Annotated in this window: 13 protein-coding genes; all 13 read left to right on the top strand. The window is 55.1% G+C overall.

Translation table 11 applies throughout. The features are described 5' to 3' along the window. Positions 1-162: 162 nt before the first annotated feature. The 13 genes from glmU (at position 163) to BLU64_RS09645 (ending at position 12,009) form a co-directional block, all read left to right on the top strand. Positions 163-1,533 (top strand): bifunctional UDP-N-acetylglucosamine diphosphorylase/glucosamine-1-phosphate N-acetyltransferase GlmU, encoded by a 1,371-nt coding sequence (gene glmU / locus BLU64_RS09580; RefSeq protein ID WP_074728507.1) that lies wholly within the window; start codon positions 163-165, stop codon positions 1,531-1,533. A gap of 252 nt (positions 1,534-1,785) precedes the next feature. Then, entirely contained in the window at positions 1,786-3,621 is a 1,836-nt protein-coding gene (glmS, locus tag BLU64_RS09590; RefSeq protein ID WP_074728509.1) for a glutamine--fructose-6-phosphate transaminase (isomerizing), read from the top strand. 316 nt (positions 3,622-3,937) lie between these two features. Continuing rightward, positions 3,938-4,330 (top strand): hypothetical protein, encoded by a 393-nt coding sequence (locus BLU64_RS09595; RefSeq protein WP_026743767.1) that lies wholly within the window; start codon positions 3,938-3,940, stop codon positions 4,328-4,330. Positions 4,331-4,393: 63 nt separating this feature from the next. Continuing rightward, a complete protein-coding gene (locus BLU64_RS09600; protein WP_074728511.1) occupies positions 4,394-5,476 on the top strand; it encodes a methyltransferase in 1,083 nt (360 codons plus the stop codon). A gap of 47 nt (positions 5,477-5,523) precedes the next feature. After that, positions 5,524-6,252: a beta-ketoacyl synthase chain length factor gene (locus BLU64_RS09605; protein WP_026743769.1), complete on the top strand. Its 729-nt coding sequence runs from the start codon at positions 5,524-5,526 to the stop codon at positions 6,250-6,252. Next, the gene (locus BLU64_RS09610; RefSeq protein ID WP_074728512.1) at positions 6,245-7,033 is read left to right on the top strand and encodes a lysophospholipid acyltransferase family protein; all 789 of its coding nucleotides are present in this window, start codon (positions 6,245-6,247) and stop codon (positions 7,031-7,033) included. The genes BLU64_RS09605 and BLU64_RS09610 overlap by 8 nt, the downstream gene beginning before the upstream one ends. Positions 7,034-7,067: 34 nt before the next feature. After that, a complete protein-coding gene (locus BLU64_RS09615; RefSeq protein ID WP_026743771.1) occupies positions 7,068-7,352 on the top strand; it encodes a phosphopantetheine-binding protein in 285 nt (94 codons plus the stop codon). Between the two features lie 2 nt (positions 7,353-7,354). Further along, a complete protein-coding gene (locus BLU64_RS09620; RefSeq protein WP_026743772.1) occupies positions 7,355-7,606 on the top strand; it encodes an acyl carrier protein in 252 nt (83 codons plus the stop codon). After that, a complete protein-coding gene (locus tag BLU64_RS09625; RefSeq protein ID WP_051625577.1) occupies positions 7,593-8,186 on the top strand; it encodes a COG4648 family protein in 594 nt (197 codons plus the stop codon). Before BLU64_RS09620 ends, BLU64_RS09625 begins: the two co-directional genes overlap by 14 nt. Further along, complete coding sequence (locus BLU64_RS09630; RefSeq protein WP_074728669.1) at positions 8,186-9,544, top strand: AMP-binding protein; 1,359 nt, start codon at positions 8,186-8,188, stop codon at positions 9,542-9,544. The genes BLU64_RS09625 and BLU64_RS09630 overlap by 1 nt, the downstream gene beginning before the upstream one ends. Continuing rightward, positions 9,531-9,884, top strand: coding sequence for an ApeI family dehydratase (locus tag BLU64_RS09635; protein ID WP_026743775.1), 354 nt, complete (start codon positions 9,531-9,533; stop codon positions 9,882-9,884). Before BLU64_RS09630 ends, BLU64_RS09635 begins: the two co-directional genes overlap by 14 nt. Beyond that, positions 9,875-11,584, top strand: a complete 1,710-nt coding sequence (locus BLU64_RS09640) for a glycosyltransferase family 2 protein (protein WP_026743776.1) — start codon at positions 9,875-9,877, stop codon at positions 11,582-11,584. Before BLU64_RS09635 ends, BLU64_RS09640 begins: the two co-directional genes overlap by 10 nt. After that, positions 11,581-12,009 carry an acyl-CoA thioesterase gene (locus BLU64_RS09645; RefSeq protein ID WP_026738590.1) on the top strand — a complete coding sequence of 143 codons (429 nt, stop codon included), beginning with the start codon at positions 11,581-11,583 and terminating at the stop codon, positions 12,007-12,009. The genes BLU64_RS09640 and BLU64_RS09645 overlap by 4 nt, the downstream gene beginning before the upstream one ends. Positions 12,010-12,017 lie beyond the last annotated feature (8 nt).

Genomic DNA, 12,017 nt, shown 5'->3' on the forward strand with positions numbered 1-12,017 from the left:
GACGCCTTTGAGGTTGAATCCGCCAATTCGTCGGCGTTATCACGCAAAAAGCGGCCAAGCGGGATTTTTCGCTGAAAAATATGTAGTAATCCGGTGTAATAATAGGGTTAACTTTCATTCGTCCCACTTGGTGGGCACCAATCAGTTTCAGTCAGGATGCCTATGTCGAACAGTGCTATCAGCGTCGTCATTCTTGCCGCCGGCAAGGGAACGCGCATGTATTCCGATCTTCCCAAAGTTCTCCACCCGCTGGCTGGCAAGCCGATGGTTCAACACGTGATTGATACCGCCATGAAGGTGGGCGCCGAGCGTATTCATTTGGTTTATGGTCACGGCGGCGATCGCCTGAAAAAGATGTTGTCCGGCGAAGCGCTGAACTGGGTGTTGCAGGCCGAACAGCTGGGGACGGGGCATGCGATGCAGCAGGCGGCGCCAGCATTTACCGATGACGAAGATGTCTTGATGTTGTACGGCGATGTGCCGTTGATCGCCGAAGCGACGTTAAAGCATCTCGTGCAGGCGAAACCCGAGGGCGGCATCGGCCTGCTGACCGTACAAGTCGACGATCCTACCGGATACGGCCGCATTGTACGGCAGGACCAGGCGGTGGTCGGTATCGTGGAACATAAAGACGCCAGCGAAGCGCAGCGTGAAATCTGCGAAATCAATACCGGAATTCTGGTGGCGGGCGGCCGCGATCTGAAGCGTTGGCTGAGCCAACTGAGCAACGACAATGCGCAAGGCGAATTTTATATCACCGATATCATCGCGATGGCTGCTCAAGAAGGCCGTCACGTCGCCGCAGTACACCCAGAACGCCCCAGCGAGGTGGAAGGCGTCAACAATCGCCTCCAACTGGCGCGTCTGGAGCGCATCTATCAGCAGGAACAGGCGGAAAAGCTGTTGATGGCAGGGGTCATGTTGCAGGATCCGGCGCGGTTCGATCTGCGCGGCGACGTGAAGTTTGGCCGTGACGTCACCATTGACAGCAATGTCATACTGGAAGGCCACGTCACTTTGGGGGATCGCGTGACGATTGGTGCGGGCTGCGTGATCAAAAACAGCGTCATTGGTGATGATTGTGAAGTCAGTCCATACTCGGTGTTGGAAGACGCCGTGCTGGAAGCGAAGTGCACTATCGGGCCTTTTGCGCGTCTGAGGCCTGGCGCCGAGCTGGCGGAAGGCGCTCACGTCGGCAATTTCGTTGAAATGAAAAAAGCGCGTTTGGGGAAAGGCTCTAAAGCCGGCCACCTGACCTATTTGGGCGATGCGGATATCGGCGCGAACGTGAATATTGGCGCGGGTACTATCACCTGTAATTATGACGGGGCCAACAAGCATCAAACCCTCATCGGCGATGATGTCTTTGTCGGTTCGGATACCCAGCTGGTGGCGCCGGTTCGCATTGCCAATGGAGCGACTCTTGGCGCTGGCACCACGGTGACTCGCGATGTGGGCGAAAATGAGCTGGTACTTAGCCGCGTCAAACAGACAAGCATCGCGGGTTGGCATAGGCCGGTGAAAAAGAAGTAAAACGTTGTGATGGCGGCGGTGGATATACGCGCCCTCGTCAAACAGCTCATCCCGTCCCAGCAGGGCGGGATGAGCATTGTCTTGATGAAAGACGGTTTTGTCCTGCATTTTCTTATTGATGCGCGAACTGGCAGGCCAAAACATAATAATTCCCCACTCTACAAGGCTCGGGGAGCCCGGAATACACCGGATTAATCAGGTCAAAGACTTCATCGGCGACACAGTATGTCGCCTCTATAGGAATACCATTGTATGTGTGGAATTGTAGGCGCAGTCGCGCAACGAGATATTGCTGAAATCCTGCTGGAAGGGTTACGCCGTCTGGAATACCGGGGCTATGATTCGGCCGGTCTGGCGGTTGTCGATAACGAAGGGCATATGACCCGTCTGCGTCGTTTAGGGAAAGTCCAGATGCTGGCCCAGGCGGCGGACGAACATCCGCTGCACGGCGGCACCGGGATCGCCCATACGCGTTGGGCGACGCACGGCGAACCGTCGGAAGCGAATGCGCATCCGCATGTGTCCGAAAACATCGTTGTCGTGCACAACGGCATCATTGAAAACTATGAGCCGCTGCGTGAAACGCTGACCGCGCGGGGTTTTGAATTCGTTTCCGAAACAGATACGGAAGTCGTCGCGCATTTAGTGCGTTGGGAACAGAAAGAAAACGGCGGATCGCTGATTGATATCGTCAAACGCGTCATTCCTCAGCTGCGTGGCGCTTATGGCATGGTGCTGATGGACAGCTCCGATCCCAACGTTCTGGTGGCCGCGCGTTCCGGCAGTCCCCTGGTCATTGGTCGCGGCGTAGGGGAAAACTTCATCGCTTCCGATCAGCTGGCGCTGCTGCCGGTAACCCGCCGCTTCATCTTCCTGGAAGAAGGCGATATTGCTGAAGTCACTCGCCGTACGGTACGTATTTTCGATCGTCAGGGTGCGGAAGTGACGCGCGAAGAGATCGAATCCAACGTGCAGTACGATGCCGGAGACAAAGGCGCCTACCGTCACTACATGCAGAAAGAGATTTACGAACAGCCTCTGGCGATCAAAAACACGCTGGAAGGCCGCTTCAGCCATGGCGAGATTGATTTGTCCGAGCTGGGCGCGCATGCAGACGAACTGCTGTCGAAAGTCGAGCATTTGCAGATTATCGCCTGTGGAACCTCCTACAACTCTGGAATGGTGTCCCGCTACTGGTTTGAGTCGCTGGCGGGTATTCCATGCGACGTCGAAATCGCTTCTGAATTTCGTTACCGCAAGCCGGCTGTGCGGCGTAACAGCATGATGATTACGCTGTCCCAGTCCGGGGAAACCGCCGATACGCTGGCCGCGCTGCGTTTGTCCAAGTCGCTCGGCTATCTAGGTTCGCTGGCGATCTGCAACGTGGCCAGTTCATCGCTGGTGCGCGAGTCCGATTTGGCGCTCATGACCAAAGCCGGCACGGAAATCGGCGTGGCGTCGACCAAGGCTTTCACTACTCAGCTGACGGTATTGCTGATGCTGGTGGCGCGAATTGGGCGCCTGCGCGGTATGGAACCTCAGGTTGAGCACGATATCGTGCACGCCCTGCAGGCCTTGCCCGCGCGTCTAGAGCAGATCCTGTCTCAGGACAAGCTGATTGAATCGCTGGCGGAAGGCTTCTCAGACAAGCACCACGCGCTATTCCTGGGTCGTGGCGACCAGTATCCGATAGCGATGGAAGGGGCGCTCAAGCTGAAAGAAATCTCCTACATTCACGCGGAAGCGTACGCAGCCGGCGAATTAAAACATGGTCCGCTGGCGTTGATTGATACGGATATGCCCGTTGTAGTGGTTGCGCCTAACAATGATTTGCTGGAAAAACTCAAATCTAACATTGAGGAAGTACGCGCCCGAGGCGGTGAGCTATATGTCTTTGCGGATGAAGAAGCGGGATTCACCTCGGACAACGATATGATGAAAATCATTTCTCTGCCACATGTAGAAGAGGTTATTGCCCCCATCTTCTACACCGTGCCGCTTCAACTGCTGGCTTACCATGTTGCCTTAATAAAAGGCACCGATGTTGACCAGCCACGTAATCTGGCGAAGTCGGTCACCGTGGAGTAATTAAATCTGCCTCGCCAGCCAGAGAAATCATGTTCATATTCTCTGGCTGGCGTTATTTTCCCCTTTTCTTTAACTTCTTTATAAATTTTTCCCTGCCGCCGCCGTTTTATGCCTGACCGACTCGATTTTATTGGGGGCTTCCCGTTGAGTTGGTTGTTTTAAGCGCAATTGGTTGTCTGTTTTAGGATAACTTTTGTAAAAATATTTTAATCTTGGGTAAAATGTGCGCAATGATGCATGGTCGTTTCAGGCTTCGCATCCATGACTGCCGTCTTAACCCAGGCAGACCTAATGGTGACATTCTTACAGGGATTCTATGAAAAAGTTTCGTATTTTGGCCGCGTGTCTGGTGTGTTTTTTCACGTTGGTGGGGTGTTCTTCCCGAAGCGCCTATATTATGAATGTGAATCAACCCATCGCAGCCCATTACAGCATTGAACAGGTAAAAACAGCCATTATTCAGGCAGGGCAGCAGCGTGAGTGGGTCATGACGCCTGTCGCTCCTGGCGTGATCAACGGTCATATCAACCAGCGCGGCCATATCGCGGATATCCGCATCAACTACTCGACCAGCAGTTATTCCATCAACTACGTCAGTAGCCAGAATCTCAGGGCTGCCAATGGAAAAATCCATCGTAATTACAATCGCTGGATAAACAATTTGGATCGCGAAATTCAATTGCGCCTGTCTGCCCAGCTTATTAAATAACAATCAGGGCCGAATATTTATCATTCGGCCTTTTGCTTTCTGTTCATTTTTCAGGGAAATGCGGTGTTTCACGGATACGATAAAGATAATATCAGCGCTTTAGACGCGATTACCGAAGCTCAGCGTATCGCATTTGCCCCGATGCTGTTTCAGGCAGCCGTTAATTTGCGCAATTATGGCATCTTGTCTTTCTTAGATGAGCGTGGACAGACGGGCGCTTTATTGGATGATATTATCTCCGCCGTTAATTTAGAACGCTATGCTGTCGCGAATTTGTTGGATGCGGGATTAAGCGGCCGTCTTATTTACCTGAAAAATGAACATTATATTCTGAGTAAAACCGGTTATTTCCTCCTTCACGATCGCATGACGCGAGTGAATATGGATTTCACCCAAGACGTTTGTTATCAGGGCATGTTCTATCTCGATAAAGCCTTATCAGAAAACAAACCGGCGGGATTACGCGTTTTTGGCGATTGGCCGACGATCTATCCGGCTTTGAGCGTGTTACCGCCTAAGGCGCGGGAAAGTTGGTTTGCTTTCGATCACTTTTACTCGGATGCGGCGTTTAAAGCCGCGCTGCCCTACGTGTTTCATTATGGTCCCCGACAGTTGTATGACGTGGGTGGCAATACCGGTAAATGGGCGATGTTGTGCCATGACTACAACCCGGATGTCCACATCACTTTGGTCGATTTACCTGAACAGATAGCGTTAGCGGAAACGGCCGTGGCGCAAGCCGGCAAGTCTGGCCGCATCAGCGGCGTGGCCGCCGACATCCTTTCTGACGATGTTCTGCCGACAGAGGCCGATATCTGGTGGATGAGCCAATTTCTCGATTGCTTCAGCGAAGAGCAGATTGTGTGGATTTTACGCAAGATCACGCGGAGTATGCAGCCGGAAGCCAGGATTTGCATTCTGGAAATATTCTGGGATCGACAGAAATGGGAAGCGGCCGCATTCAGCCTCAATATGTCGTCGCTTTACTTTACCTGTCTTGCCAACGGTAACAGCCGTTTCTATGCCGCGAAGCGCTTTATACCGTTGTTGGCTCAGGCGGGGCTGGACGTAGAGCAGCAGGTCGACAATATCGGCGTGGGACATACGCTATTGGTCTGTAAAAAAGCCGATGTATCAATAAATTAACGTCAGGGAAAGCGAGTGATCGTGACACGAATAGAAGAAAACCAAGTATGAATTTTGCTTTTACACTCCTTGACTGGCAAGCGAGAGCGCCGGGCTTAAATGATCTTGCCGACTGGCAGCGTTGGGGGAAAACGTCCTGTGCCATCGATCCTGAGCTACCCGTGGGCAAATGCCGTCATCTGCCGATGATGACGGCGAGACGTCTCAATAGCGGTAGCCGGCTCTCGGTCGACTGCGGATTGTCTTTGTTACAACAGCATGGCGGCGACGCCGTCGTATTTACCAGCCGTCACGGCGAACTGGAGCGTAACCTGCGCATCCTGTTGGCGCTGTCGCAGCAGGAAAGCCTGTCTCCTACCGACTTCACGATGTCTGTGCATAACTCCGCTGTGGGAAGTCTGACCATCGCCGCCCGATCATCATTAGTATCGACGTCGATTGCGGCAGGGCTGGACTCCTTTCAGCAGGGGCTACTGGAAGTCGCCGCGCTGCATAAGGCGGGATATCGTCATGTCGTGCTGGTGGATTTCGATGGCGCGGTACCTGCCTTTTTCGACGATAAACTGCCGGAACAGGTGCCGCGTTACCCTTATGCGGTTGCGCTGCTCTTGGCTCCCGGCGATGACCTGACGTGTGCATCCTCTCCTTTAAGTGAGGCGGAAGAGCCTGGAACGCCCCAGAGTCTGCAATTTTTGCAGGCAGTATTAGCGCAAAAAAGGGCATTCAACATTGAGGGCGCCAACGTGAGCTGGCAGTGGAAGGCGCGCTATGAGTGATGATGCTATTGCGCCAATGGCTCCCTCTTCCTGGCTAAACCGAGCCTGGCGGCTGGCGATGACCGGGTTCTGTTTCGCCATGTTCAGCCTGGGCGGACTACTGCTTTCGTTGGTGTGGTTCAACTTACTGCTGCTGATGCCCTGCGGCGCATTACGCCGCCGGCAGCTGGCGCGCCGCAGCATCTCCGCGAGCTTTCGGTTTTTCCTCTGGTGCGTTCGTTCATTGGGCGTGCTGGACTACAAAATAGAAGGGGTGGAAACGCTCAGGAGAGACCGCGGTTGTCTCGTTGTCGCCAATCACCCAACGCTGATTGACTACGTCATGTTGGCATCGGTCATGCCTGAGGTGGATTGTCTCGTGAAGGCGGAGTTGCAGAAAAATGTGTTCTTTCGCGGGGTGATCCGTTCGGCAGACTACCTGATCAACAGTCAGTCATACACATTATTGCCGGAGTGCGAACGGCGTTTGAAGCGCGGCGAGGCCATCATGATTTTCCCCGAAGGGACTCGAACCGACCCCGGTCGGCCGCTGGTGTTGCAACGCGGCGCGGCGAACATCGCCGTTCGCTGCGGCTGCGATCTCCGCGTCGTCCATATTCGTAGTACCCAGCAGACGTTGGGTAAACACGACCGCTGGTACCACATTCCCCGCGTAAAACCGTTTTTGACCGTCACGGTTCAGGAGCGTATTCGCAGCCAGGATTTTGTCGGACAGGGCGACGAACCCTCTTTGGCCGCGCGACGCCTGACTCGTTTTTTACGGGATTCGTTAACGCTTTAATTTCATTATTATTCAAAAAAAACAGGTATGAGTTATGGATAGTCTTTTTATTGAAATCAAACAGATGATTATTGATGCACTGAATCTCGAAGAGGTGAGCGTCGATGAGATTGAGAACGATGCGCCTTTATTTGGCGATGGGCTCGGTTTGGATTCTATTGATGCACTTGAACTAGGGTTGGCGGTTAAAAACCGTTATGGCGTCGCGCTTTCCGCAGAAAGTGAAGAGATGCGTCAGCATTTCTTCTCTGTCGCCACTCTGGCTGCGTTCATCAACGCACAGAGTTCCATTAATTCTGATAATAAAACAATGGGTTAATTATGGATAAGAGCGATATTTATCAGGAAGTCACCGGGTTGCTGGTTAAGCTTTTCGAGCTTGATGCGGATGATATCACCCCTGAATCCCGCTTGTATGAGGATCTGGAACTCGACAGCATCGATGCTGTGGATATGGTGGTTCACCTGCAAAAACGTATTGGACGGAAAATATCTCCAGAAACCTTTAAGTCTGTACGAACCGTACAGGACGTCGTTACTGCGGTTGAACATCTACTCAATGAAGGGCAATAGTGGTTCACCGTCAGGGAAAATCCTCTCCCGGTTGACGGCCGGGCTGAGCGCACTGCTTACGCTGAGCTGGCCTTTTCTGGTGTGGTTTAGTGTCACGCACCCCCATCAACGCTGGATCCTGCCTCTGCTGGTCCTGGTTTTTCTACTGCGTTTTTACGCGTTATCCAGAGATAAGCGGCTGTTCAGAGAAACCGGGGGCCTGTTGGCGGGCATCGGGGCGCTCCTTTGCCTGACGAGCCTGTGGTTGCAGGATACCCAGTGGCTAATGGGGTATCCGGTGGTGGTGAATCTAGTGATGCTGGGGTTATTTGGCGGATCGCTGTACAGCCGCATGCCGCTCGTTGAACGGCTGGCTCGCTTGAAAGAACCTGACCTGCCCCCTCAGGCCATTCGCTATACGCGCAAAGTAACGCAGATGTGGTGTTTGTTTTTCGTGTTTAACGGCAGCGTAGCGGCATGGACCTGTCTGGCGGGCAATCTCCGCTGGTGGGCTCTGTGGAATGGGCTGATGAGTTACGTGTTGATAGGGATAGTGATGGGTGGAGAATGGTTGATACGCCAACGCCTGAGAAAGAGATGATGAAGACGATAAAAGTCTCTCCGGTCAGCGACTGGTTATCGCTGAAGAATGGTGCGCAACGCCGAGTGGCCAGCCAAGGTTCGCAGGTGTTTACGCTTGCCATGCTGCGTCAGCAGGTGACTTTATTGTGCGAGCAGCTGTTGGCTCACAACGCCCAGCGGTGGGCGCTGTGTTTTGAAGACAGCTATCTGTTTACCGTGGGGTTGCTGGCGTCGCTGCATGCGGGTAAGACACCCATTATTCCCGGCCACTGCCGTTCGTCGGTGCTGCAAGAGCAGATGAGCGATTTCGATGGCGTACTCACGGATATCGCGCTGCCTTTGGATTGTCCCGTTGTGACCCTCAACGCCGAAACGCATCCGGCATCGCCCGCCGGCGATCTGCCGACGATGCCGGATAACGCCTGCGTGGTCCTGTTCACCTCGGGATCTACCGGCAAACCCCGGCAGGTGGTTAAGCCGGTCAGCTGCCTCGATGAGGAGTCGCGTTGGCTGGGGGCGCTGTGGGGCGAGCGTTTGCAAGATTGCCACGTCGTGGCCTCCGTTACGCATCAGCACATGTACGGCCTGACATTCTGCATCTGGTTGCCCATGGCATTGGGCCTGAGTTTCGAGAGTCGACAAATCATGTACACCGAACAGCTGGCGGCATTCCCCTGCGAACAGCGCTACGCTTTTATCAGCAGTCCGGCCTTCTTGCGGCGTCTGGATTACGCATTGGCGGTGCCGCGCTGTCAGCTGATTGTTTCCGCAGGAGGCGCGCTGCCCTGGGGGGCCGCGCAGAAAGCAGCTCAGGGGTTAGGCCATCCGATCGACGAGATCTACGGCAGTACTGAAACCGGCGTTATGGCATGGTGTTCGCGTGACGGAGAAAAGACCGTCTGGACACCGTTCGACGGCGTGACGCATCAGGCGGATGATTCGGGCGACTGGTGGGTACGTTCGGCCCTGATTCCACAGCCGGAAGGGATTCGACTGGATGACAAGCTGGCGTTCACCGGCGACGGGCGATTCGAACTGTGCGGTCGTCACGATCGTATTTTGAAAGTCGAAGATAAGCGTATTTCTCTCAGTGAAATCGAACGCCGACTGCTGTCACTGCCTGAAATCGAAGACGCGGTAGCGGTGCAGGTCAAGCGGGGCGACCGTGCATGTATCGGCGTGGTGCTGGTCCTCAAAGCCTCTCATCTGGCCGCCGACCTGCCGAATTTGAAACGAAAATGGCGTCATGAGCTGCACCAGTGGCTGGAACCGGTCGCGATGCCGCGGTTATGGCGCATCGTCGAGGCCATTCCCGTCAACACGCAGAGCAAGCGCGCCTGGCCACAAATACAGGAGCTTTTCCATGCTGCCCGTTGAGATCTCCCGGACAACCCATGAGGGCCAGGCGGAGCTGATGCTGCGCGCCGACGAGCGTCTGTTTTGGTTCCGCGGCCATTTCCCCGAACAACCGCTGCTCCCCGGCATCGCTCAGCTCGACTGGGCGATGCGTTATGGCGTGGAGATCCTGGCGCCGCAGTGGCGTTTCAGCGCGGTGGAAAGCCTTAAATTTCAACGCCCCGTACTCCCGGGCAACTCGTTGCGTCTTACCTTGAACTGGAGGGAAGACAAGCGACAGCTGGCGTTCAGCTATCACATTGTGCGGGCGCGAGGTGACGAACTGCCGGCGAGCAACGGGAAAATCACCCTATGTCAATGAACCGCGATTTCTTACCCTGCGTAGTGATCCCCTGCTATAACCACGGGGGCATGGTGCCCGGCGTCCTGGCGCGACTGGCGTCTTTCGATCTGCCCGTTTTTATCGTGGATGACGGCAGCGAGACGGCCACGCAGCAGCAGTTGGCGCAACTGGCCCGCGAAAACGATCGCGTGGCGCTGGTGCGCCTTGCGAAGAATCAGGGTAAAGGCGCGGCGGTGATCGTGGGGTTCGAAACCGCCGCCGCCGCAGGCTATACGCACGCGTTGCAGGTGGATGCGGACGGACAGCATCAGATAGAGGATATTCCTCGTCTGCTGGACGACGCCCGCGAACACCCCGATAGCCTGATTTCGGGCCGTCCGCGTTATGATGCCTCCGTGCCTAAATCTCGCCTCTACGGCCGCTACGTCACCCATTTCTGGGTCTGGGTCGAGACGCTTTCCCTCTCGATCAAAGACAGCATGTGTGGATTTCGGGTTTACCCGTTGGCAGCTACGCTGGAGCTGACGTCTCAAAAGACGATAGGCCGACGGATGGATTTCGACACGGAAATCATGGTCCGGCTTTACTGGCAAGGCACCGCCAGCCGTTTCATTGAGACGCGCGTCACCTATCCAGACAACGGTCTCTCGCATTTTGACGCGCTGCGAGACAATCTTCGTATCTCCTGGATGCACACCCGTCTGTTTTTCGGCATGTTGCCGCGCATACCCTCTCTCTTGTTCCGCCGTCGCCGCACTCACTGGGCGCGGATTGCCGAACGTAAAGGTCTGCTGGGCATGCGCATCATGTTGACCGTCTATCAATGGCTGGGACGGCGAGGTTTTTCCCTGCTGCTGTGGCCCGTCATCGCTTTTTACTGGTTGACTGGAAAGGCGCAGCGGCAGGCGTCTACCCAGTGGTTGGCCCAGGTTCATGACTATGCGGATGGGCAGGGCATTGCGCTGCCGCGTCCCTTGAACAGCTATCGCCATTTTCTGCGTTTTGGCTACGCGATGCTGGATAAAATCGCCAGCTGGCGCGGGGAGCTGCACTGGGGTAAGGAGATCGACTTTGCGCCGGGCGCGCTGGACGTCATCCATCAAGGACGGGAGCGGGGGCAATTGATCCTGGCCTCCCATCTCGGCGACATCGAAGTGTGTCGTGGTATGGCCCAACAGGTCAGTGGATTGGTGATAAACGCCCTGGTGTTTACCGATAATGCCCAACGTTTCCGGCAGATTCAGGAGAGCATGGCGCCGCAGGCGGGTGTGAATCTGATCCCCATTCGCGACATCGGACCCGAAACCGCGATGCTGTTGCAGCAAAAACTGGATGCGGGCGAGTGGGTCGCGATAGTCGGCGACCGCCTTGCCGTCCATCGTCATCGCGGCGTTCAGCAGCGCGTCGTCTGGAGTGATTTTATGGGACGTCCCGCCCCTTTCCCGCAGGGGCCGTTTATTCTCGCGGCCGCGCTGCGCTGCCCGGTGTTATGTATGTTTGTCCTTCGTGAGCAGAACCAGCTTCGGGTTTACTGCGAGCCATTCGCCGATCCGATTGTGCTGCCCAGAAGGTCGCGCCAGGAAGCGTTGCAACAGGTTATCGACCGCTATGCCGGGAGGCTGGCGCACTATGCGCTGAAAGCCCCTCTCGACTGGTTTAATTTTTTTGATTTTTGGAGTTTGCCGGACGAGACGTCGGCAGATAGGAAAAAACAATGAGTGCACTGAACGATCCCCGCCTGAGTCACGATGTGGAGATAACGGTTTCATTCCACGATTGCGACCCTATGGGCGTGGTGTGGCATGGCCACTACTTCCGCTTTTTCGAGGTGGCGCGTGAAGCGCTGTTGAGCAAGTTCAACTATGGCTACCGGGAAATGAAGGCATCCGGCTATGTCTGGCCGGTCGTGGATACCCGCGTTAAATACCGCTCGCCGCTGACCTACGAACAGCGTATTCGCGTTCGCGCGACGGTGGAGGAAGTGGAGAACCGGCTGCGGATCGCCTACCAAATTTTCGATGTAGAGAGCGGACAACGCACCACTACCGGCTACACCATTCAGGTGGCGGTGGAGGAAGGAAGCCAAACGCTGAGCTTTGTCTCGCCCGATATCCTGCTGGAACGACTGGGAGTAACACTGTGAAAATAGTC

The sequence above is a fragment of the Lonsdalea quercina genome (assembly GCF_900107885.1).
In the GTDB taxonomy this organism is placed as follows: domain Bacteria; phylum Pseudomonadota; class Gammaproteobacteria; order Enterobacterales; family Enterobacteriaceae; genus Lonsdalea; species Lonsdalea quercina.